Source organism: Longimicrobium sp. (genome assembly GCF_036399255.1).
Taxonomy (GTDB): domain Bacteria; phylum Gemmatimonadota; class Gemmatimonadetes; order Longimicrobiales; family Longimicrobiaceae; genus Longimicrobium.
Map to the genome: position 1 here is coordinate 1 of NZ_DASWNM010000090.1, position 22,889 is coordinate 22,889.

The following is a 22,889-nucleotide window of genomic DNA, read 5'->3' on the forward strand; positions in this document are numbered from 1 at the left end:
AGGGGTGAAGGGGTGAAGGGGTGAACGGGTGAACGGGTGAACGGGTGAACGGGTGAACGGGTGAACGGGTGAACGGGTGAACGGGTGAACGGGTGAACGGGTGAACGGGTGAACGGGTGAACGGGTGAACGGGTGAACGGGTGAACGGGTGATTGAAGGGCGGGATTCGCCGCAGTTCGGCGGTGGGTGAGCCCGCGGGCGAATGTGCCAAAAGCCCCGTGCCAGCGACGCGTCCGTGGCGCTGGGGCGGGGCTTCGCCTTCATGATCCCGCACGCGCCGGAGTGTCGTTCGGGGGCGAGCGTTCGTCCTAATCCCCGCGGATCACGAGGGCTCGCGGCTTTGAGCGCTGCCTGCCACCTGATCCGCCCGCCGCGGGACCGGAGCCCTCGTCCCGGGGCCGAATCCGTCGTATCAGACGCCGGCGTGTCGAACCGCGCCGGGCCGGAAGCACCTGTATCCCGGACGGCATCGCCGCTCACCGATCGGCCACGCCGGCCGGCGGAGGGCGCGGGTGGGTGCGGCCGGGCGTGTGCCGCGCGCGGGCAGCCTCGTCGTCTCCGCACGCCGCCAGAAAGCACGCCGCCACCTGGCGGACGCCGCAGCCCGGCCCCAGGTCGCGGGGGCGCAGCCCGGCCATCGCCTTGAGCGTCTTGCGCAGGGCGGCACCGCTGGACAGGTCCAGCGCGCGTGCGACGCTCTCCACGCTGCGGCCGGGATCTTCCAGCAGCCGCGCGGCGTGCAGCAGGCGCCGCCACGCCAGCAGCTGCTCCGGTGAGGGAAGCCCCGCGGCGGCCAGCGTGCGGCGGAGCGTGCGCGGGCTGCACCCGGCCCGCCGCGCCAGCTCGGGGACGGTGCGCGGCTCCAGCGGCGACCGCAGCACCGGCTCCAGCCACCCGTGCACGCTGGCGGGCAGCAGCCCGCGCATCCGCTCGATCAGCGCTTCCAGCGGCGTCCACCCGGGCGCACCGTCGAGGCACGCCGCCAGCCGCGCCGCCTCGTCGGGAGCGCCCCGGGGCACCACCGCCCGCACACCCAGCTGCGCCAGCGTGAACGGGTCCCCCGCCGGGCGGCCCGTGAAGTCCGCGTAGGCAACCAGCTCCAGCGCGGGATGACGCGCCCGCAGGCGCCAGATCTCCGCCTGTGCCAGGGCGCCGCCGTGGTACGGGTCCACCAGGGCCAGTCCCGCGGTCACCGTCCCCGCCACGCGCGAGAGATCCGCCCAGCCGTGCACGCACCGCAGCGTGTGGCACGCGCCGCCGGCCGTGGCGTGGCGCAGCGCCCGCCGTACGCCGTCCACGGCTGCGGGCGAATCGGCCAGGAGCAGCACGTCAGCCATGCACGTCCTCCGTGCCGGGCGTCACCGGTGCGCGCGCCGCACGTGCCTGCATCGATTTCATCAAGCGCCTCCGGGATGATGGCCATCTGTTCCCGGACCCGTTGCTCCTCCGGGCCCGCGTGACCATCTTTCGCCGAAGGGCTCACAGTCCCCGCCATTCCATCGTCAAAGTGCAGTCATCGATGGGCACCGTCTTCATCAAGGTCCTGGGTGATCCGCTTCTGCGGGGGTCCGGGGGGCCCATAAGAGGTCGTGCCGCATACAAGCGCCGCATGGCGCTGCTGGCGGTGCTGGCGGTGGCGCGGGGGCGGCCGGTGGGGCGCGAGCGGCTGCTGGGGCTGCTGTGGCCCGACCACCCCGCCGACGCGGCGCGGCACACGCTGTCGGAATCGCTCTCCGTGCTGCGCAGGGAGCTGGGGGACCAGCTGTTCGTCTCCCTGGGCGACGAGGTGGCGCTGAACCCCCAGGTGGCGGGGAGCGACGTGGAGGCGTTCGAGGCCGCGCTGGAGGCGGGACGCCTGGAGGAGGCGGCCGCGGCGTACGGCGGACCGCTGCTGGACGGCTTTTACGTGGCCAACGCGCTGGAGTTCGAGCGCTGGGTGGATGGCGAGCGCGACCGCCTGGCCCGCGCCTTTGCCCGGGCGCTGGAGACGCTGGCCACCGGGGCGGAAGCGGCCGGGAACCCGGTTCAGGCGGTGGAGTGGTGGCGCCGGCTGGCCGCGCACGACCCCTACAGCTCGCGGGCGGCGCTGGGGCTGACCCGCGCCCTGGAGGCCGCGGGCGAGCCCGGCACCGCCCTGCGCGCCGCCGCCGCGCACGCCGCCCTGCTGCGCGAAGACCTGGGCGTAGAGCCGGACCCCGCGCTGGCGGAGGTGGTGGAGCGGCTGCGTGCGGAGCCGCCCCGCATCCCTTCCCTTCCCCCGCCCCGCCCGGCCGCCGCGCCCGCGGACGAGCCTCCCGCCACACCGGATCCGCAAGCGGAGCCGCCCCCCGCCGCGGAGGCGTCCCTTGCGGCGGCGCCCGCGGAGGAACGGATCGAGCCCCCGGCCAGGACCGCCAGCCCGCCTTCCGGCACGGCGGAGGCGGATGGCGCCGCTCCCGCCGTGATGCCCCCCGGGAACAGGCGGCCGTCGTGGAGGCGCCCGGCGGCCGCCGGAGGTTTGCTGCTCGCCGCCCTCGTCACGGGGTTGGCCGTCGCGTGGTTCTCAGCGCGCGACGCGCAAGCGGACCCGCGCTACGATCCGCGCCGCATCGCCGTCCTGTACTTCGACGACCACTCCCCCAACGGCGAGCTGGGCTACCTGGCCAACGGGCTCACGGAGATGCTCATCCACGAGCTTAGCCAGGCGCAGGCGCTGGACGTGGTCTCGCGCAACGGGGTCAAGCGCTATCGCGAGCACGCCGTGGCGTTCGACTCGCTGGCGGCCGACCTGCGCGCGGGGACGGTGGTGGAGGGGAGCGTGCAGCGTTCCGGCGGCCGTGTGCGCGTCACGGTGCAGCTCATCGACGCCAACACGCAGGCACACCTGGAAAGCCGCACCGTCGAGCACCCCGAGGGCGAGCTGTTCGAGCTGCAGGACGCCGTGGCCCGCGAGGTCGCCGGCTTTCTGCGCCGGCGCGTGGGGCGCTCCGTGCGGCTGGCGGAGATGAAGCGCCGCGCAAGCAGCCCGCGGGCGCTGGACCTGGTGCTGCGCGCCGCGGACGCGCGAGAGCGTGCGCGCGAGATGGCCCGCGGCCTTCATCCCCGCGACGTGGCCGCCACGCTGCGGGCGCTGAACGGTGCGGATTCGCTGCTGGCGCGCGCCGCGGCGCTGGACCCGCGCTGGGCGGAGCCCGCGGTGCAGCGGGGATGGGTGGAGCTGGGCCGCTCGCAGCTGCTGGAGGGGGCGGAAAAGGACGCCGCCCACCGCCGGGCGCTGCTCCACGCGCAGGCGGCGCTGCGGGTGGAGCGCACCAGCATGGACGCCCGCGAGCTGCGGGGGACCGCGCTGTGGAAGCGGGCGGCGTACGACCGGCGAGACCCCCGCAGCGCGTCGTGGCGCGGCGAGGCGGAGCGGGACCTGCGCGCCGTGCTCGCGGCGGACCCGGACCGCGCCGCCGCGTGGGTGACGCTCAGCCAGCTGCGCCGCCTGGACGGTGACCTGGCGGAAGCGGAGGTGGCGGCGCGCCGGGCGCGTGATGCCGACGCGTACCTGGCGGTGGGTGAGCTGGGGATCGAGCGGCTGTACCGCGCGGCGTTCTCGTTCGAGGACTTTTCCACCGCGCGCCACTGGTGCGCCGAGGGGCAGCGCGAGTACCCCGCGGACCATCGCTTCCGGGACTGCGAGCTGGCCCTCCTGGCCCGCGACCCCGCCGCGCCCCCCAGTCCGGATTCGGCGTGGCGGCTGGTCGCGGCGCTGGACCGGATGGACCCCGCGACCGGCGCCGCGGCGGCGGGGCGCGCGTACGCCCCCGTCTTTCGGCGGATGATGGCGGCCGCGGTGCTCGCCCGCGCCGGCCAGGGCGACAGCGCCCGGGCCGTGGCCGCCCGGGCACGCCGCCAGGTGCAGGGCGACCGTGAGCAGCTGGCCTCGTTCTACTGGGACGGGGCATACGTACAGCTGCTGCTGGGCGAGCGGGCCCGGAGCGCCGCCCTGCTGGACAGCTTCGTCGCCGCCCGGCCCGAGCTGCGGGACTACGTGGCCCGCGAGCGCATGTTCCGCGGCGTGCTCCGCGAGTAGCCCCGCCGCGTCCTCACTCGCCGGCCACGGCGTCCCTCCGCGGGACATGGCCGGACGGGCTCTCCTGGTGAAGCGGGACGAACGCAGGGATCCCGGATTCGGTCCGGCGCAGGAAACTGGGAACGTTCGGCACCTGCACGCCAACTCCGTCCGCGTACTCCGTCCAGGGAAAGTGCCCCATCACCTGTACCTCGGCCTCCTGGAAGTGTCGCATCACCTGCTCGGTGAACTCCGGGCCAAAAATGCGCTCGTAATACGGCTGCGCGAACTTCTCCACCGCCGACGCGGTGAAAAACAGTGCATCGATGCGACGCGCCGGGATGGAGTACACGTCCGGCTCGACGTGAAGGTCGACGCGGCCCACGGAACGGCCGGCCACGAGGACGGCCATGCTGGTATCGAACGGTCCGAAGAACCCGGATTCTCCACGTACCACCGCCGCCTTCAGCTCATCCGGCACCTCGTCCCAGCTGCCGTACGGCCCCGACATCGCGAAGCCGCCGCGCGTGGGCACGTCCAGCGGCACGTAGGGCGCCACGATGAACGTGGGATCCGCGCGGGGCACGAACCCGTCCGCTGCCTCGGCCAGGGCACGGGCCAGGGCGATGGACATCGGCTGGTTGGGGGGCGGCGAGTCGGAGAGGCCGGGCATCTGATCGGACATGTCGTCTGCTCCAGGTGAACGGTGAAGGCACAGCATTGACCGGATGATGATACCCGGAGGGCATCACAGTCCTTGCCCCGGCACTATCAATGCCCCGCGCCTCCACGCCGTACGTCCTGTAAATCCGCCTGAAAGGACGTTTCTGCCCATCCTCCGCGTCCCTGGGATCACATCCCCGCCCTTACCCGCCGCGCGCCAGCGACTCGCGCGTGACCTCGGCCAGCGAGCGGCAGCCGGCCAGGCCCATCGTCAGCTCGAAGTCGGCGAGCAGGTTGCGGATGACCTCGGCGGCGCCGGCCGCGCCCGCGAGCGCCAGGCCGTACACGTACGGGCGCCCCAGGCACACGGCCCGCGCGCCCAGCGCGGGGGAATGACAGGAGCTACTTAAGGACCGCGTGTTAGAGGGGCTGACTCCCCGTCAGGCGAGTTGGCCGGCTGATCGTCAGTTGCAGTAGCGGAGTCGAGCAGACGTTGCGCCTGCTTCAGATTTGAACGAGCGAGCGCGGCATAGTAGTCCGCGCCTGATGCTTCAAAGGTTTGCGTAGCAGCATGCAGAGATTTGACTGCGTCCTCCAATCTCGCGCTGTCGTTCGCACGCTCCCCTAAAATCTGGAGCGCGCGCCCGAGATTATTCTGCGTGGCAGCCCAGTGGAGTGGCACTCGTTCGCGGGTCCGCTCCTCAAGCGCCGCACGATAAGCAGCGACTGCCTCCTCCAAGCGGGCAGTACCGCTCTCGCGCTCACCCAACGTCCTAAGTGTAGCCCCCAAGTTGTTCTGGATCAGGGCCCAAACAAGTGGTGCTCGCTTACGCGTATACTCCTCGAGTGCCGCTCGGTACGCGATAACCGCCTTCTCCAAGCGAGCAGTACCACTGTCCCGCTCACCGAGAGTTTTGAGCACCGCCCCCAGATTATTCTGGGTTGCTGCCCAGTTAAGCGGTACGCGCTCGCGGGTTCGCTCCTCCAGCGCAGCATGGTAGGCGGCGACCGCCTCCTCCAGCCGCGCCGTGCTGCCCTCGCGCTCACCCAGAGTCCAAAGCGCGCTCCCCAAGTTGTTCTGGGTCATGGCCCAGTAGAGCGGCACGCGCATGCGGGTTCGCTCCTCCAGCGCAGCACGGTAGGCGGCGACTGCCTCCTCCAGCCGCGACGTGCCGCTCTCGCGCTCGCCAAGGGTCGTGAGCGCGTTCCCCAAGTTGTTCTGGGTCGTGGCCCAGTCGAGCGGCACGCGCTCGCGCGTAAGCTCCTCCAGCGCAGCACGGTAGGCGGCGACCGCCTCCTCCAGCCGCGACGTGCCGCTCTCGCGCTCACCGAGAGTCTGGAGCGCGTTCCCCAGATTGTTCTGGGTCATGGCCCAATCGAGCGGCACGCGCTCACGGGTTCGCTCCTCCAGCGCAGCACAGTAGGCGGCGACCGCCTCCTCCAGCCGCAACGTGCCGCTCTCGCGCCCACCGAGGGTCTGGAACGCGGTGCCGAGGTTGTTCTGGACCGTGGCCCAGTCAAGCGGCACGCGCTCGCGCGTAAACTCCTCCAGCGCAACACGGTAGGCAGCGACCGCCTCCTCCAGCCGCGACGTGCCGCTCTCGCGCTCACCAAGGGTCCAGAGCGCGTTCGCCAAGTTATTCTGGGTCGTGGCCCAGTCGAGTGGGACATTCTGGCGTGCGCACAATTGCACTGCTTGGCGCCACACCGAGATCGCCTCGCCGAGCGTGACGTTGTCACCGAACTCCTCACCGTGCTGCAGGAGCGTACTTGCTCGCCTGCACAGGTAGTCGAAGCCCGCGTCGGGGTCAAACGAAGCCACCAGCCGCTCCGCCTCGCAATAGCGATCGGCGGCCTCGCAATAACGAAGTTGCAGACGGTCGACGCCTGCCTCCGCTGCCAGTAGCGCCGCTTCGTCGCGTGCGTGCTGCTCGCGCGTGGAGCGAAGCGTGGCGCGCGCGTCGGCAAAGAGCCGGCGCGCGCCGTCCAGATCACCGGCGTCGAGAAGTTGATTTCCCTCCGACAGCACCGCGCTTGTATTGGGGGTAGACTTCGCGAGCGTGGAGAGTTGCTCACGGAGTGCGAGGTACTCGTCCGCCTTGGCCGAAAGTCGTGCGAGGATTTCCTCGTCGTGGACCGCGCTCTCTCCGAGCTTCTCCAGGATTGACCGGAGCGCCGCAGCCGGAACGCCCTTTTCCGCGGCAAGAGCCTCAAGGACCGCAGCGAATCCGGCCCGGTTCTCCGCGGCGAGATCCGCCACCCCGCTTTCCAGTCGCGCCAGCGCGCCGCCGAAACGCGCTTCGACCTGCGTCAGCCAGTCTCCCAGCGCAGCCAGGTTCGCTGCGTTCTGCAGAAGCAGGCCCGTGTGCAGCACCTCGCGAAACCCGTCATCCGTCTTCACCTGCTCCGCGAAGTAGATCCCGAACAACTCCACGAAGCGCGGCGTTCCCCGGCCGCCGCTGCGAAGATGCTCGGCGAATCCGCTCGGAGTCGGAGCCCCGTCCAGTGCCACCGCCAGTTCGGCCAGCACGGCGCCTTCCATCACGGTGGCGCCTGCAGCCACACCGCCCGCGTCGGCGTGCAGCGAGGCGAGTGGAAGGAGCGCATCACCCTGGAGGTGGGGGATCATGACCGGCTGATCCGCAGCGGAGCGGCAGAATTCGAGCGCCCGCTGGGTAAACGCATTCGGACCGCCACCGAGCCCGGCGAACGGCCGCTCCCTGGCGTAGTCCCGGATGACCTGCTCCAGCGCACGCATCTGCGCCTGGCGCAGGCCGCGCGCGAGGTCACCACCTTCCGGGCGCCTGGCCAGCGCCGGAAGCCGCTCGCGGATGGCGCGAACAGTGTCCACGAACGTCCGGTCGGCTAGCCCTTCCGCGATGCCTCCCATGGCCGTTGCGGCAATCCAGCTGATCCCCGCAACAGCCAGAGTCGTTACTGGTTCCATGACAATCTCAAGAATAGCCCAAGCGCATCAACATCCAAACTGCAGCTGACACAGTGCGGCGGTGATTAGCGACGAACGCAGGCCTTTACCCGCCGCGCACCAGCGACTCGCGCGTGACCTCGGCCAGCGAGCGGCAGCCGGCCAGGCCCATGGTGAGCTCGAAGTCGGCGAGCAGGTTGCGGATGACCTCGGCGGCGCCGGCCGCGCCGGTGAGCGCCAGGCCGTACACGTACGGGCGCCCCAGGCACACGGCGCGCGCGCCCAGCGCCAGCGCCTTGAACACGTCCGCGCCCCCGCGAATGCCGCTGTCCATCAGCACCGGGATGCGTCCATCCACCGCCTCCACCACGCCGGGGAGCGCGTCCAGCGTGGCGATGGCGCCGTCCACCTGCCGGCCGCCGTGGTTGCTGACGATCACCCCGTCCATCCCCGCGTCCACCGCCCGCCGCGCGTCGTCCGGGTGCAGGATGCCCTTGAGGACGATGGGGAGCCGCGTCCGCTCGCGCAGAAAGGGCAGGTCGTCCCAGGTGAGCGAGGGGCGCGAATAGGTGGCGATGAACTGCTGCACCGCCCGCAGCGGCTCCCCGCCTCGCACGTTCTTCATAAAGCCGCCCGGGTGCGCGCGCACCAGCTCCGCGAAGGTGCGCAGCGACGACAGGTTGATGGTGCGCTTCGCGTCCGCCGCCGGCCCCTCGGGCGGCGGCCCGCCCAGCGACTCCAGGAACACGGGATCGGTCACGTACTGCGCGATCCCCTTGCCGCGCAGGAACGGCAGGTAGCCCAGGTCCAGGTCCCGCGCCCGCCACCCCAGCATCGTCGTATCCAGCGTGACCACGATGGCGGAGCACCCGCACGCCTCGGCGCGCCGAACGAAGCTTTCCACCAGCGCGTCGTTCTTGCTCCAGTACAGCTGAAACCAGCGCGGCGCATCCCCCATCTCGGCCGCACATGCCTCCATGGGTCGCGACGCCTGGGAGCTGAAGATGAAGGGCACGCCGCACTCCGCCGCCGCCCGCGCCACGGCCACGTCCGCCTCGGGGTGCGCCATCTCCAGCACCCCGATGGGCGACAGCAGCACCGGCGAGGGAAGCCGCTGGCCGAACAGCTCCACCGAGGTGTCACGCGCCGAGACGTCGCGCAGCATCCGCGGCACGATGCGCCACCGCTCGAACGCCGCGCGGTTCTCGCGCACGGTGCTCTCGGACCCCGCGCCGCCGGCCACGTACGCAAAGGCCTCGGTGCTCATGGCCTCGGCCGCGGCGGCCTCCAGCCGCGCCGAATCCACCGGCACCGCGGGCGTCTTTCCCGCCACCCCGGCCAGGTAGATCTCGGACTGCCTTCCCAGCGCGCTCGGCCGCTCCGCCATCATCATCCTCCAGAAAAGGATTATCTCCCGAACGCCAGCGGAGCCGGCAGGATCGAACTCCGTTGACTCCGTTGACTCCGTTGACTCCGTTGACTCCGTTGACTCCGTGTGAGGCCAATCTTCTTGTCAGCGGGTCAGGCGGTAGATGAGGAGCGCCGCGCGCTTTACCTGCATGGGCAGCGTCTCCAGGTCCACGCGCTCGCCGGGGGCGTGGGCGCCGGTGCCGTGCACGCCCAGCCCCGCCAGCGCGTCCGTGAACGGCGCCACGAACGACACGTCCGCCGCCCCGCGCCGGCCGGGGTCCCACGCCCCTATCGCCGGCGAGCCCAGGTCGCGGTTCACCGTGTTCAGCAGGTCCAGCAGCGCCTGGTTGCCCTCCGTGGGCGCCATCGGCGGATAGCCCTCGGCAAAGGTGATCTCCGCCTGCGTCCGCGGCAGGTGCCGCGCGACGATCTGCCGCATCCGCTCGCGCGCGCGGTCCAGCTGCTCCACGGTCAGCGTCCGCAGGTCGCCTTGCACAACGGCGGACTGCGCGATCACGTTGGATTTTCCGAACGCCGTCCCCCGCCCCTCGTCTTCATTGAACTCCACCCCCGTGCCGCCCACGATGACGCCCGGGTTGAAGGTCAGGTACTGCTCGCCGCGCAGCTCCTCGTGAAAGGCAGTCAGGATGCGGGCCGCCTCGAAGATGGCCCCGCTCCCCGCGCCCTCGCTGAAGACGCCGGACGAGTGCGCCTGCCGCCCGGTGACGCGCAGCACCCACTCGTTGTGCCCGCGGCGCGCCGTCGTCGCGTACTCGCCCGTGCTGTCGCGGCTGGCGGTCTCGAACTCCAGCGCCACGTCGCTGGCGTGCCCCGCCTCGACCAGGTGCCGCCGCGCCTCGGCCAGCGGCGCGCCCGGCGACTCCTCGTCCCCCGTAAAGGCCACGGTGATCGTCGTTCCCTCCAGCGCCCCCGCCGCGTGCAGCGCCTTGAGCGCGTACAGGATGACGACGTCGCCGCCCTTCATGTCGTTGACGCCCGGCCCGGTGGCCCAGCGCCCCTCGCGGGTGAAGCGCTGGAACGGGTGGTCGCGCTCGAACACCGTGTCCAGGTGGCCGATGAGCAGCACCCTGCGCCCGCGCGTCCCCTGCCGGTACGCGAACAGGTGCCCCGCGCGGCGCATGGAGTCGGGCAGCGCGATCCACCGCGCGTCGAAGCCCAGCGAGTCCAGCGGCGCCTGGAACGCGCGCCCCACCTCGCGCACGCCCTCCACGTTCAGCGTGCCGCTGTTGATGTTGACCACGCGCTCCAGGAAGTCGACCGCCTCGTCCGCGTGCGCGTCCACGTAGCGGACGATGGCCTGCTCCTGCGGCGATAGCCCCTGCGCCTGGGCGGCGGACGGCGAGGCGGCCAGCAGCGCGGCGGCCAGAGGGAGCGCGGGGCGAAGGGGACGGGGCACGGCGTGCGGCTCCTGGGCGGCGGACGGCGCCGGGCGGCGGGATGGTGCGATGCAGACGCGCGGCGGATGAACGGCGCAGCATAGCGCGCCAGCCGCGGTGCATCAAGGCGGGATGGGCGGCCGAAACGAAAGGAGGGCAGGTGCCGTGCGCACCCGCCCTCGTTCCCATCTTCGCTCATCATCCACCCGCGGCGCCGATGCCGGCGTATCTGGCAACGCCCGGATCGTTGAGCGGAGTCGTTCGATCACGCGGATCTCTGCTTCACACGCGCCGCCGAAACACCAGCCGAAGATCCGTGGGGATCCTTTCCGGGAAATCGCATCGCACCAGTTCCTCCGACACCTGCACCTGCTCCGGCAGCGCGGCGATGACCTCGCTCACCACGCAAGCGGCGGATTAACGGTCGGCGTGGGAGATCGGGCCGTCGAAGTAGAATCGAACGGGCACGTTTTCCCCGTCCCGCCGATACCCGGCGGCCCGCAGCGCCGGGCCGACCTCGCCCAGGAGGGCGACCTGCAGCACAAGCCGCAGTTCTGATCGATCATCCTTCAAGACTGGCTGCCGCTGCCATGGTCGCACCACCCGGCTACTGCAGCCCCAGCCGGCGAAACGCCTCGTCACGCGAGACCGGCGCGGCCGCGGCGGGCACGTGAAGGACCAGCGCCATCGGGTCCGGCCCATCGACATCCACGTCCATGTGGTCGACGGACCCGTATCCATCACGCAGGTACGAAAGGAAGAAGTGAACCCAGCGGTCGAGCTCCGTCGGCGAGAGCGACGCCCGGACAGTGGTTGAGCCGCGCGCGACGCCGATCGTCCCCGCATTCTCATCCGCCTCATCCACCGCCCGCTCCACGTGAAGCTTGAAGGCGCGGTCCTCGGAATGGATGGAAAAGGTGTCGACCACCGATTCCTTCAGCATGCAGAGTCCGAGCGTCCACGGCGCCATGCTGCCCTCGGCCAGGCGGACGCGCACGACGCGTTCGCCCGGATAATCCTCGATGCTTCCGGCAAACTCGAGCTTGTAGACGATGCTGGTACTCATTGCCACCGTAGATGGAGGTTCTGGATGACTTCGCCAGTCTCGGGATTGAGCTGCTCTAGGTGAACGTGGTTCTCATTCACGTCCTTCGGCTTGGAGCGGTACTGCCACCTTCCATCGCGGCTACGCCACTTGTTCGGCTCGACCTGGACCGGGTCACGCCCCACCATTCTGCGCGCAAGGTTCCGAGCGTCGCCCTCACTCGCCATATCTGCGCTCCAGTTGCGCGTATTCCTCGTTACACGGTCGCGGGGGAACTGTGAAAACCCTCTCCCGTTTCCTCCGACCTTGGTAGCCCAGAAAGCACCGGCGTAACGCACTCCCTCGCCCATGCCCCCGCCGCCCGAACCCATCGCCGCTTCATAGCCCGTCTGCGCAATCCCGCTGGCGGTCGCCGGGTCCACTCCAAAAAAACGGAGCGTATGATACCCGGGACTGCGACACCACGGTCCATTGTTGGTGTCCTCGGGAGGGCAGAGCCCGTACGGGTCCGAATACGATACCGGATCCCCCGCCGCAAACCCGTACGCGTTCAGCCCGCCGGCCAAGCCGATGGGGTCCTCCTGCGTAAACTGGCCGGTGCCAGGGTCGTACGAGCGGTTGCGGCGGTACAGGGTGCCCGCGGCGTCCTCCTTGTCCTCCACGAGCGTTCCGTGCCACGCGTTGCGCATCACCCGCGGGCGGCTCAGGTCGAACCACGTGCCGGGCCACGAGATGCGCACGCACCGCTTTGTGGCCACGCAGCGGGTCAGGGCGCCGTCCGCGAACACCCCCAGGTCGCCCTGCCCGCGCGTGCTCCAGAGCGGAAACACGGCGAACGGAGCGGCGGTCCAGCGCCCCACGTACACGCCGTCCGAGTCCAGCAGGTCCGCGTACCCCATCCGCACGATGGAGAGCGGCTGGTCTACCGCGTGGCCGTAGGCGTACGCCACCCGCCCGAAGAACGGGTTGGGGTCCACGGCGGGCGTGACGCCCTGGTCGCGCGGAAGGTCCACCGGCCCCACGTCGTTCTCCAGGTGCTGCGACTCCGCGCCCCCCGGCATCTGGATCTCGTAGAACTCGCGGTCGCCGTCCCACACCGTGCGCCGCACCCGGCTGATGCGGCACAGGCCGGCCCACGTTTCGGTTTCGCACCAGCGGCGGGCGCGGGTCCACACCCGCCGCCCCAGCGCGTCGTAGCGGTACTCCTCGAACACCGTGTGCAGCGGGGTGCCCTCGCCGCCGGCCGAGGTGCGCTGGTCGGCCGCCACCAGCGTTCCGTCCGCCGCGTAGTACGAGGCCCGCTCGCTTCCCGCGGCCTGGTGGCGGGTATTGAACTCGGTGTTGCCGTCCGCGTCGTAGAACAGGGTGTCACGCGTGGCGCGCAGGCGGCCGGTTCCCGCCTGGTAGCGGTAGGCGTCGCCGCGCGAATGGGTCTCGCTGAAGCTGGCGCCGTACCCCACCTGGGTTTCCAGCCAGGTGGTGTCGGCCAGGGTGACGCTGGTGCGGTGCGCCAGCGCGTCGTAGCTGCTCCACTCCCACGCCGCCGAGCGCTGCGGGCCGGCCGTCAGGTTCACACCCCGGTGGCTGCGCCCGCCGTGCACCGCGTGGCCCAGGGGGGAATATCCCGCCCACATCGTGTCGCGGCGCAGCACCGTGTTCCCCGACCACAGCAGCTTGCCGCGCCCGTCATAGCGAAAGGCCAGGTTGCGCAACTGCCCCGCCGGGGTGGAAACGGAGTGCGTGCGCACCCGTCCGTCCAGGTCGGGGACGAACCGCTCGGTCACCCCGCCCGGGCGGGTGATTCCGGACAGCGTGCCGTCGGCCGAGTACTGGTGCGTCACCACGTTGCCCAGCGCGTCGGTCACGCTTCGCAGGTCGCCCCGTTCGGTGTAGGCGTACGTATTCCACTCGTTGCCGGTGGCGGCGGGCCCCAGCTGCGCGGGGTGTCTTACCCCCGTCTGCCGGCCGTTGCGGTCGTAGCGGTACTCCAGCGTGTACTGGTGCTGCGTGAAGTCGGCGCCCTCCACGGTGCGGATGCGCTGCGTCTCGGTCTGCGGCTGCCCGTTGGGGTAGTAGGTGCGCGAGACCTGCGCGTCGGCGTTGTCGGCGCGCTTCACCCCGCCGGCTGCGTGGTACTCGAACACGGCGCTGTCGGCCGCGATGGTGAGCCCCTCGGCGGTGTCGTTGTAGTAGAAGGGGTAGGGCGGGTTCTCGCCGGTGTCCTTGCGCCAGCGGGCAATGCCCTCGTCGCGCAGCGGATACACCACGGCCGGACGGCGGCGCTTCACCAGCCGGTTCAGGGCGTCGTATTCCATGGTGACCTCGCCGGAAACCCGCGAGAACGAGGTCCCGGCCCGCGTGGCCATCCGCCGCCGGCTAGTCATGCGCGTGGCGTTCCCCGCGGGGTCGTACCGGGTGCTGTCGCGCGGGTTGTCGGCCAGGTTGGCGGGCGTGCCGTCTGGCGCGATCTCCACCGTACGGCGCCCCAGCGCGTCGTACTCCCAGCGGGTGGTGACAGTCAGAATTCCCGCCGGGTCGGGGGCGGACCTGCGCGAGACGGCAGTCAGGTTGCCCTCCTCGTCGTACTCGTTGTCCACCACCACACGCTCCACCCCGGCCAGGAGCTGTCCGGCCGCGTTGACGGGTGCCCAGCTTTCCGTGTGCCGCACCTGGTCCACCATGTCGTAGACGGTGGTGTCCTTGCGAAACGTGGTCTGCAGCGAGTCGATGGGCGTGCGCACGCCCACCACCCGGCCAAGCGCGTCGTTCTGCAGCACCGTGCGAAAGCCCAGGGGGCTCACCCGCGCGCTCACGTTGCCGCGGACATCGTACTCAATGCGTTCGGTGGCGCCGCCCGGCAGTTCCACCCGCTCCAGCAGTCCCGGCGCCTGCGCGTGCGCAGCCGGAAGGTAGACGTAGCGGATGCGCGTGGAGTCGGCCGGCCCGGCCTGCTCCCACATCCGCCGGCCGGCGGAGTCGTAGTCCACGTGCGTCACCTCCCCTTCCGGAAGGGTGACGCGGGTCACGCCGGGCCAGCGGGTGTGCCACTGGTACCGGGTTACGGCGTCGCGCCCATCGCCGTACGGGTTGCGTACCGCCGTGCTGTCCACCAGGCCGCGCGCGTTGTACCACGCGTCCGTCCGCAGCAGGCCGTTGTTGGCCACGGTCCCGGTCACCAGCGCCGGAAACGCGGTGCTGCTGCGTTCCAGCCACGTCTGGTTGCCCAGGGCGTCGCGGACGCGCGTGGGCGCGCCCCAGCGGTTCACCCAGATGCGGGTGTGGTCCAGCACGTCCGCGTCCGGACGCGGGCCGTCCAGCAGCGTGTACGCGCTGTCCACGAGCGCGGGGCCCAGCGCCGGGACCCCGCGGCTTTCCGCCGCCCGGAAGCGCGCGAACACGTCGTCGGCCTCGCCCGCGGCGCCAAAGTAGCTCTGCGCCGCGGACAGCTTGCTCCCCGCGTCGAAGTGGTAGTCCGTGCGCGAGCCGCGCCGGTCCTGGCGGGCAATGATCCGCTGCCAGGGCGGCCCGCCGGGATAATGGAACGCCACCTGCGAACCGTCCGGGTCTACGATGGACCAGATGCGCCCGTCCCCGTTCTGTGGATGCAGATCCACCTGCCGCTGCTCCGCGCCGCTCTGCAGCCGCACCCGCCACAGGCGCAGGGGATACGGATCGACCTTGCCGTACTCGAACCAGTAGCGCACACCCCCCGGCACGTCGATGTAGTAGAGGCGGATGCCCGCCGCGTCCACGTAGTAGCCGAAGAAGGTGCGGTGGCCCAGCGCGTTGACGGTGGCGTCGTGATATCCGCTCGCCCCCAGTTCCACCCGCGACCCGTCGGGAAGCAGCCGTGCGTAGTGCGCGCTTGGGGTGGTGCGGTACTTCATGGTGTCGGGACGGGCAGGGTTGGCCCCGACCCACGTCGTGTCGTTCATCCGGGTGTACACGCGCGCGCTGCCGTCGCCGCCCACCCACAGCATGCGCGCGGCTCCCACGTGGTACAGGCGCTCCAGCCCCGCCAGCCACCATCCCGCGCCAAAGGGGCTGGTGATGCGGCTGACCACGATCAGGTCACCCGTGGCCGAGACGGTGTGCGGGGTGGCGCCGTACCACGCCGTGACCTGCAGCGTGTAGGGGTACAGCCCGGTGGGCAGCTCGCCGGCATCGAAGTCGTACACCAGCCGCCGTGTGCCGCCGGCCCACCCGGTCCACGTCCGCATCCCCCAGTTCTGCCCGGTGCCGGCGAACACCAGCACCCCTTCCACCCGCGAGGGTGTGCCCAGTGACGGATCCAGCGTCACGTTGGCCGCCACCAGCGGCCGCGGGTTGGCATGGTCGTGGTTGTACAGCAGCACCGGCGTGCGCGCCCTGTTCAGCGTACGCACGGCGGGAAGGGCGTGCGCCAGGCGCAGGTCGCCGCACTCGAACGCGCCTCCCACCACCGCCACCGTCACGCACGCGCCGCGATCCACGGAGCTTCCCGGACTGGCGTCGACGTTCACGCCCATGCTGACCGGGGGCGGCGCCGGCGTGACGATGGTGTACGAGCCGCCGTCCTGCACCGCGCCATACGCCGCGGTGAGCGCCACCGTCCCGCCCGTGCCCGCCGTGGGTGCCACGTAGCTCACCGTGACGACGGCCGACGTGCCGGGTGCCGGAGCCACGCTGGTGGGGAACGCCGCGCACGAGCCCGCGCCCGTGCAGCCGGGGGTCACGTTGAAGGAAACCGCGGCGGTGCCGGTGTTCTGCACCGTGAACTGCGCAGTCTGGGGAGATCCGCCGGGGACGGTGACGGCCTGCCCGTCGGGCGTCACCCGTACGCCCACCACCGGCCCGGTGTACATCACCTGGCTGGTGGAGCAGTTGCTGGCGTACAGGTCACAGATCTCGGCGACAAGCGTATACGTGCCTCCCGGCTGCACCTGCACGGTGCCGGTGGAGCGTGTGGTCCAGTTGTTGGTCTTGGTGTAGGTAAACTGGCTGGTGACGTTTTGCCCGTTCACGGTGATCTGCCGGGACCCGTCGTTCAGGTGCAGGTTGTCGGACCAGCGGATGTCGACCGCCAGCCCACCGGCCGGCTTGCCGCCGGTGGCTGGGGTGATGGAGATGGTGGGCGGCAGAAAGTCGGTGACGCAGGGCTCTTCGGTGCAGGATTGCGCGGCCGCGGAGCCGGCGTGTGCGACCACGGCAGCAAGCGCCAGCAGCAGGCACGGAAAAACGCGCCCGAGGCGGTGAAGGATTGGCACGAAAGGAGTACGGAACCGGTGGGGCGGGCGGGAACGCGCCGGCGGAAGGGCCAAGCGGCAGAAACAGATCACGCAATCTGTAGCCCCGCGCACCGCCTCGCAACGGCAACGCCGTACGGATTGCCGCGTCACACCGGCTCCGGGTTGGCGCACGCGGATGGGCGCGGGCCCTTGCGCGCGGGGCGCAAAAGGTTGAACGTTCGTGCAGCGTTTCTGGTATCACCGCCTCGCAGTGCTCTCCCCCGGTCCGCACAGCCTCTCATGCATCGCTCCGCACTCTTCGCCGTCCTGGCGATCGTCGCCGCAGCCGCGTGCCCCGCGCACGCGCAGGATCCGCGCATCACCCCGCTTTCCCAGGCCCGCGCGCAGGGGGTGGGGGCCACCGTGGTGGTGGAGGGGGTCGTCAGCGTGCCGCCCGGCGTGTTCGACGGCGGGTTTGCCATCCAGGACCAGACCGGCGGCATCTGGGTGATGGCCCCCGCGGACCCCGTGCAGCTGCGCGTCGGCCAGCGCGTGCTGGTGCGGGGCACGCTGGACGAGCCCAACGGCCAGCTGGCCATCCAGCCCTCCGCCATCGGCCCGCTGGGCGACCGCGACGCGCCCTCGCCGCGCGCGGTGCGCACGGGCGCGCTGGGCGAGACGGACGAGGGGTGGCTGGTGCGGGTTCAGGGGCGCGTGGCCGCCGAGGTGGTGGACGACGCGCCGTGGGGGTGGAAGGTGATGGTGGACGACGGCTCGGGCCCCGTGCTGGTGTTCGTGGACGCCGAGAGCAACGTGGACGTGCGCCCCTTCCGCGTGGGCGACACCGTGGAGGTGATCGGCTTCGCGGGGCAGTACGACGACCACTACGAGGTGGTCCCCCGCGCCCAGGTGGACATCCGCGTCCTGCCGCCCACCCCCAACGCGTCCGCGCTCACCCGCAACTGAGCGGACGCGGGACGGAAAGCGGGGGCGTGCCAGGCGGGCGCGCCCCCGTTTGCGTTCGTTTGATGCTGGCGGGGCAGGGAAATAGGGAATAGTCTCTGACCAGTGAAATCCTGCGCAAGTTGCGCAGGATTTGCGCGAGGTGACCACCTAAGCCGTTGCAAACGCTGACGGTCACCTGTCGCAATCGGAGCGGTTCGGAACACGCGTTCGTGCTCTCCACCAGCTTCCGGATGACGATCGCGTGAGGGATGCGCGCCCGCAGGGCCGAGAACCGGAGCAGCAGGGCACAGCAGTATCGTGCCCTGCTGCGGAGGGGCTCGGCGCCGTTGGCAACAGTTGTATCGTTGCCTACGGCGCGCGCAGCCCGACCCGGAGCGCAGCGGAGGGACACGCCCACATTCGCCGTTCGTCCTTTTGGTTCCGGCTACGCCGGGTTAGGGAATAGGGAATAGCCAGCAGGGAAGGGGGGCGGGGTGCCGGCTTCACACCGGGAGTTGCTGGTCTGGCGAAGTCGATGGACATGGCCGTACAGGTGTACCGGCTGACGGACCGCTTTCCGAAAAGCGAGCTGTATCGGCTGACCTCGCAGGTGACGCGCGCGGCTGTGTCGGTGCCCGCGAACATCGCGGAAGGCAACGGGCGGGGAAGCCGGCGCGAGTATGCGCACTTTCTGGCGATCGCCAAGGGCTCGTTGAACGAGACGGAGACGTTTCTGTTCCTCGCGCTGCGGCTGGGCTACCTTCGGGAGCACGAAACCGCGCCCACGATGTTCCTGATCACCGAGATCGGGAAGATGCTCACCGCCCTCCGCGCACGGCTCCTATGATCCGTTTTGTCCGCTATTCCCTATTCCCTATTCCCTATTCCCCATGCGGGTAGCACTGGTCACCGGCGGCGCGGTCCGCATCGGCCGCGCGATCTCCGCCGCGCTCGCCGAGGATGGATACAGGCTCGTCGTCCACTACAACTCGTCGTCCAACGCGGCGGATGCGCTGGTGGAGGAGATCCGCGCGAAGGGCGGCGAGGCGGTGGCGATCGGGGCGGACCTGGCGGATGCGGAGGCGGTGCGGCGGCTGGCGAACGATGCGGTCGACGCGTTCGGCGGGATCGATCTGCTGGTTAACAACGCGTCGGTCTTCCCGTCCGAGCGGCTGGAGGAGACGGATGAGGCGCTGTGGGATCATACCTTCGCGGTGAACCTCCGGGCGCCTTTCTTCCTGATCCGGCACCTTGCCGCTACACTTCGGGAGCGGCGCGGCGTGGTCGTCAACATGGCGGACCTCGCGGGCATCCAGACCTGGGCGGCGTACGCGGCGCACGGGATCAGCAAGGCGGGGGTCATCCACCTGACGCGCGTGGCGGCCCGCTCGCTGGCGCCGGAGGTGCGCGTGAACGGCATCGCGCCGGGAACCGTGCTGCCGCCGGAGAGCATGACGGACGACGAGGTCCGCCAGCTGGCCGAGCGCACGCCGCTCAAGCGCAACGGCGGCCCCGAAGACGTGGTGCGCGCGTTGCGCTACCTTCTGCAGGCGGACTTCGTCACCGGCGAGACGCTGACCGTGGACGGCGGCCGGCTGCTGCGCGGCTAGGCCCGCAGCCGCAGAGGCGCGGAGCAGATCGGAAACCAATCCGGAACCTGTTCCGTACGGCCTCGGTACTGATCAGCACACCCGACCTGCTTCCGCGGCAGCACTCTCCCGTTTTCCCCCTACGAGATGGCACGCAGCAGCAAGCGCCCTCGCGGCAAGGCCAAGGCCCATCCGCGCCCGCGCCTACGGATGGCGCTCCGCGTCCTGGGAATCGTCTGCGTCATTGGCCTGGCCATGGGCGCGGCCGGCGTGGCCTACCTGTGGCCGCGCTGCTCGGGCGCGGACTGCCCGTCGGTGGCCGCGCTGCGCGACTACACGCCGCCGCAGGCCAGCCGCGTGTTCGATGGGCAGAACCGCCTGGTGGCGCACCTGGCGCCCGAGCGGCGCATCGTGGTGCCCCTGGACCGCATTCCCGCCAACGTCTCCGGCGCCTTTCTGGCGGTGGAGGACAAGCGCTTCTACCGCCACAAGGGCATCGACTACCGCCGCTTCTTCGGCGCGGTGGCGCGCGACGTCAAGGACCTCAGCTGGAGCCAGGGCTTCAGCACGGTGACCATGCAGCTGGCGCGCAACGTCTTTCCGCAGCACCTGAAGCGCGAAAAGACGCTCAAGCGCAAGGCGTGGGAGGTGGTGCTGGCGCGGCAGATCGAAGGGGAGTTCTCCAAGGACCAGATCCTGGAGATGTACCTGAACCAGATCTACCTGGGCGCCGGGCTGCACGGGGTGGAGGCGGCGGCGCAGGGGTACTTTGGCCGCAGCGCCACGCGGCTGACCAACGCGCAGGCCGCCACCCTGGCCGCCATCCCCCGCAACCCGTCGTTCTACGATCCCCGCCGCAACCCCACGGCCGTCATCCAGCGCCGCAACCTGGTGCTGGGGCTGATGCAGGACGCCGGGGTGATCGACGCGGCCGCGGCCAACGAGGCCCGCGAGGCGCCGCTGGGGCTGGCTCCGCCCGCCGAGGCGCGCGGCCGTGCGCCGTACTTCATCGCGGCGGTGCGGCGCGAGCTGCGCGAACGCTTTGGGGCGGATGCCGAGCAGCAGGGGCTCAAGGTCTACACCTCGCTGGATCCGCAGCTGCAGCGCGCGGCCGAGCAGGCGCTGGTGGCGCAGATCCGCGCGGTGGAGCGCGGGGCGCACGGGCGCTTCCGCGGGTCGTCGTGCAGCGGCGAGAAGGTGGCGAATCCCGACCGCTGCCTGCAGGGGCTGTTCGTGGCGATGGACCCGGACGATGGCGACGTGCTGGCGCTGGTGGGCGGGCGCGACTACGCCATCAGCCAGTTCGACCGGGTTACGCAGGCCAAGCGGCAGGCGGGCTCGGCGTTCAAGCCCATCGTCTACTCCACGGCGCTGGCCAAGGGCATTCCCATCACCGAGCCGCTGATCGGGCCGGGGATCGGGGCGGGGGAGGGGGGCTACTACCCGGCGGACCACGTGGCCGACTCGGTGACGATGGACATGCGCGGCTCGCTGCGCCTGTCGTCCAACCGCGCCGCGGTGAACCTGGGGCAGCGGGTGGGCGCGGCCAGCGTGGTGGCGCAGGCAAAGGAGCTGGGGATCACCACGCCGGTAAAGCCGTATCCCAGCACCTTTCTGGGCGCGGCGGACGTGATCCCCATCGAGCTGGTGGCGGCGTACGCGCCGTTCGCCAACGGGGGGATGGCGGTCAAGGCGCGCATCATCCGCCGGGTGGAAGACGCGCAGGGCCGCGTGCTGTGGGAGGCCAGGAACACGCGGCGCTACGTGATGTCGCCCGCGGTGGCCTTTCTGACCACCTCGCTGATGCGCGACGTGGTGGACCACGGCACCGGCTCGGGGGTGCGCCAGGGGCTGCCGTACAGCATTCCCGCGGCGGGAAAGACGGGGACCACCAACGAGGCGGCGGACGTGTGGTTCGTGGGCGCCACGCCCGACATCGTGGCGGGGGTGTGGCTGGGCTTCGACCGGCCGCAGCGCATCCTGAGCAACGCGTCCGGCGGCGGGCTGGCGGCGCCGGTGTGGGGCAAGGCGCTGGCGGCGTACTACACCACCCACGGCGCGCCCGCGGCGTGGACGGCGCCCGCGGACCTGGTGACGGCCTCCATCGACCGGCACTCGGGCAAGCTGGCCTCGCCCGGCTGCCCGGGCGAGGACGTGCGGACGGAGTACTTCATCCCCGGCACGGAGCCGGCGGAGTACTGCCCCATCCACCCCGACAACTTCGGTGGATGGGTGGACCGCACGCTGCGCGGCATCGGCGACTGGATCGGCGGCGGCCCCCGGCCCGAGAAGCCGCCCCGCCCCAAGCCGCGCCCGCAGGGGATGGAGCCCTGGACCGGCACCCACTAGCCCATCTCGCATCCCCCGATCGACAGCCTCACCCGCACGCGTGGGTGAGGCTGTTTTCGTTCTGCTGGATCCGAGAACGAACGGCCTTCCACCCGAGTCTGCAGAATCAGCGCAGATCAGGCCGTCTCTTAGAGGGTGTTGCCAACCCCCAACCTCACAAGGAAGCGATGACTTCCTGAGGGAGCGCACCACGTGTAACCCGATTCCACAGAACCGCCTGCGCGCGACCGAAGGACCTGCTCTCCGGCGAGGCGGGGCCGGCCTCATGCCGCGGGACCAGCCCCGTCGTTCTGCTGGCGAGGTCCTTCGGTCGGCGCCAAGGTGCAGTGTGCAAGCGAGTAACGGGGTGGCGGCTCCCTCAGGAAGTCAATCACGCCGGGAGGTTTGGCAACACCCTCTCAAGGATGCCGGACTCTGCGCGAGGCTGAAATCAGGTTTCCGGGTCTTCGTGGCACGATGTGGAAGCATTGTCTCAACATGATCCGCTCATGCCCCATATAAAGAGGGAGGCGGGGGTGGCCGGAGTGTCCGTCGATGGGGAAAAACTTCAATGGCTGCAAGGGTTTGTGTTGTCATGGCCGGTGGCGGCTCCGCCCCTGCATTGCGGCGGTGCCAATGGTCGCCGGAAGCACTTCCGGGTTCGACTCAACTGTATGCGTGAGGCTCACATGTCCAACCGTTCCACCGCGGTGCGTTCTGCCCTGGCGTTCGCCGGCGCGCTGTTCGGCGTCGTGCCGGCGCCGGCCCGGACGCTGGTCGCAAGGGAGGGCGACCCGGTTCCGTACCGCATCGCCCTTCCGGAAGAGGCGGAGATCGAGACGGAATCGGGGCTGCTCTCCGCCCGGACCGAGGACCTGGTCGTGGCCGTCGTCGCGACGGACATGCTGGAGGGCGAGGAGAACCCGCTCCCCGTTTCCGAGCCCGAATCGCGGCGCATCCTGACGAGCATCATCATGGGCTCCGACGCGCTTCTGTTCGCGCTGCTGGACGAAGAGCTCCGGCGCAGAAAGCCGGAGTTCGAGGAGGTGGTCCGGGGGATCGGGATGCTGGGCGGCCAGCGGGCGGCGTGCGTGCGCGGCCGGGTGGAGGAACGGGGGGTGGCGAGCTGGCTCGACATCCACGCCACCGTAAAGGACGGCATCCTGTACATGCTCGCGTTCACCATCCTGGGCGGCGACGTTGCGCCGCACCGGCCTCTGCTGGCGCGCATCCGCGAATCGTTCGTCCTGCCCGCGTAGCCACAAAAGATTGGCCTCACACAGAGTCAGCAGAGTCAACAGAGTTCAGGCTCCTCCGTTGACTCTGCTGACTCTGTGTGAGGC

At 70.7% G+C, this 22,889-nt stretch carries 14 protein-coding genes; 6 read left to right on the plus strand and 8 right to left on the minus strand.

Features of this window, described 5'->3' with window-relative positions; all coding sequences use genetic code 11:
- Nucleotides 1-476: 476 nt before the first annotated feature.
- On the minus strand, nt 477-1,337 hold the full coding sequence (locus VGC13_RS15780; protein WP_331126231.1) for a helix-turn-helix transcriptional regulator: 861 nt from the start codon (nt 1,335-1,337) through the stop codon (nt 477-479).
- Nucleotides 1,338-1,609: 272 nt separating this feature from the next.
- Here VGC13_RS15780 and VGC13_RS15785 point away from each other — a divergent pair, with 272 nt between their 5' ends.
- Nucleotides 1,610-4,057, plus strand: a complete 2,448-nt coding sequence (locus VGC13_RS15785; RefSeq protein WP_331126232.1) for a BTAD domain-containing putative transcriptional regulator — start codon at nt 1,610-1,612, stop codon at nt 4,055-4,057.
- Nucleotides 4,058-4,070: 13 nt separating this feature from the next.
- Here the strand turns inward: VGC13_RS15785 and VGC13_RS15790 are convergent, their stop codons facing one another.
- From VGC13_RS15790 to VGC13_RS15820, 7 genes are all read right to left on the minus strand, one after another.
- Entirely contained in the window at nt 4,071-4,721 is a 651-nt protein-coding gene (locus VGC13_RS15790) for a hypothetical protein (protein WP_331126233.1), read from the minus strand.
- A 181-nt stretch (nt 4,722-4,902) separates the two neighbouring features.
- The gene (locus VGC13_RS15795) at nt 4,903-5,082 is read right to left on the minus strand and encodes an alpha-hydroxy-acid oxidizing protein (protein WP_331126304.1); all 180 of its coding nucleotides are present in this window, start codon (nt 5,080-5,082) and stop codon (nt 4,903-4,905) included.
- A 23-nt stretch (nt 5,083-5,105) separates the two neighbouring features.
- On the minus strand, nt 5,106-7,646 hold the full coding sequence (locus tag VGC13_RS15800; RefSeq protein ID WP_331126234.1) for a tetratricopeptide repeat protein: 2,541 nt from the start codon (nt 7,644-7,646) through the stop codon (nt 5,106-5,108).
- Nucleotides 7,647-7,731: 85 nt separating this feature from the next.
- Nucleotides 7,732-9,012, minus strand: a complete 1,281-nt coding sequence (locus tag VGC13_RS15805) for a lactate 2-monooxygenase (protein ID WP_331126235.1) — start codon at nt 9,010-9,012, stop codon at nt 7,732-7,734.
- Nucleotides 9,013-9,138: 126 nt separating this feature from the next.
- Nucleotides 9,139-10,452, minus strand: a complete 1,314-nt coding sequence (locus tag VGC13_RS15810) for a M20/M25/M40 family metallo-hydrolase (protein ID WP_331126236.1) — start codon at nt 10,450-10,452, stop codon at nt 9,139-9,141.
- Nucleotides 10,453-11,039: 587 nt separating this feature from the next.
- Nucleotides 11,040-11,498, minus strand: a complete 459-nt coding sequence (locus VGC13_RS15815) for a hypothetical protein (protein WP_331126237.1) — start codon at nt 11,496-11,498, stop codon at nt 11,040-11,042.
- Entirely contained in the window at nt 11,495-16,663 is a 5,169-nt protein-coding gene (locus VGC13_RS15820) for an RHS repeat-associated core domain-containing protein (RefSeq protein WP_331126238.1), read from the minus strand. Before VGC13_RS15820 ends, VGC13_RS15815 begins: the two co-directional genes overlap by 4 nt.
- Nucleotides 16,664-16,984: 321 nt before the next feature.
- Here VGC13_RS15820 and VGC13_RS15825 point away from each other — a divergent pair, with 321 nt between their 5' ends.
- From VGC13_RS15825 to VGC13_RS15845, 5 genes are all read left to right on the plus strand, one after another.
- The gene (locus tag VGC13_RS15825; RefSeq protein WP_331126239.1) at nt 16,985-17,650 is read left to right on the plus strand and encodes a hypothetical protein; all 666 of its coding nucleotides are present in this window, start codon (nt 16,985-16,987) and stop codon (nt 17,648-17,650) included.
- 514 nt (nt 17,651-18,164) lie between these two features.
- Nucleotides 18,165-18,476, plus strand: coding sequence for a four helix bundle protein (locus tag VGC13_RS15830; protein ID WP_331126240.1), 312 nt, complete (start codon nt 18,165-18,167; stop codon nt 18,474-18,476).
- Between the two features lie 43 nt (nt 18,477-18,519).
- Nucleotides 18,520-19,239: an SDR family oxidoreductase gene (locus VGC13_RS15835; RefSeq protein ID WP_331126241.1), complete on the plus strand. Its 720-nt coding sequence runs from the start codon at nt 18,520-18,522 to the stop codon at nt 19,237-19,239.
- Nucleotides 19,240-19,428: 189 nt separating this feature from the next.
- On the plus strand, nt 19,429-21,567 hold the full coding sequence (locus VGC13_RS15840; protein WP_331126242.1) for a PBP1A family penicillin-binding protein: 2,139 nt from the start codon (nt 19,429-19,431) through the stop codon (nt 21,565-21,567).
- A 668-nt stretch (nt 21,568-22,235) separates the two neighbouring features.
- Nucleotides 22,236-22,805: a hypothetical protein gene (locus VGC13_RS15845; protein WP_331126243.1), complete on the plus strand. Its 570-nt coding sequence runs from the start codon at nt 22,236-22,238 to the stop codon at nt 22,803-22,805.
- Nucleotides 22,806-22,889 lie beyond the last annotated feature (84 nt).

Bases quoted from the DNA above. Each gene is read 5' to 3' on its own strand.
- VGC13_RS15780 (WP_331126231.1), bottom strand. From the start codon at position 1,337: ATGGCTGACGTGCTGCTCCTGGCCGATTCGCCCGCAGCCGTGGACGGC.
- VGC13_RS15785 (WP_331126232.1), top strand. From the start codon at position 1,610: ATGGCGCTGCTGGCGGTGCTGGCGGTGGCGCGGGGGCGGCCGGTGGGG.
- VGC13_RS15790 (WP_331126233.1), bottom strand. From the start codon at position 4,721: ATGTCCGATCAGATGCCCGGCCTCTCCGACTCGCCGCCCCCCAACCAG.
- VGC13_RS15800 (WP_331126234.1), bottom strand. From the start codon at position 7,646: ATGGAACCAGTAACGACTCTGGCTGTTGCGGGGATCAGCTGGATTGCC.
- VGC13_RS15805 (WP_331126235.1), bottom strand. From the start codon at position 9,012: ATGGCGGAGCGGCCGAGCGCGCTGGGAAGGCAGTCCGAGATCTACCTG.
- VGC13_RS15815 (WP_331126237.1), bottom strand. From the start codon at position 11,498: ATGAGTACCAGCATCGTCTACAAGCTCGAGTTTGCCGGAAGCATCGAG.
- VGC13_RS15825 (WP_331126239.1), top strand. From the start codon at position 16,985: ATGCATCGCTCCGCACTCTTCGCCGTCCTGGCGATCGTCGCCGCAGCC.
- VGC13_RS15830 (WP_331126240.1), top strand. From the start codon at position 18,165: ATGGACATGGCCGTACAGGTGTACCGGCTGACGGACCGCTTTCCGAAA.
- VGC13_RS15835 (WP_331126241.1), top strand. From the start codon at position 18,520: ATGCGGGTAGCACTGGTCACCGGCGGCGCGGTCCGCATCGGCCGCGCG.
- VGC13_RS15840 (WP_331126242.1), top strand. From the start codon at position 19,429: ATGGCGCTCCGCGTCCTGGGAATCGTCTGCGTCATTGGCCTGGCCATG.
- VGC13_RS15845 (WP_331126243.1), top strand. From the start codon at position 22,236: ATGTCCAACCGTTCCACCGCGGTGCGTTCTGCCCTGGCGTTCGCCGGC.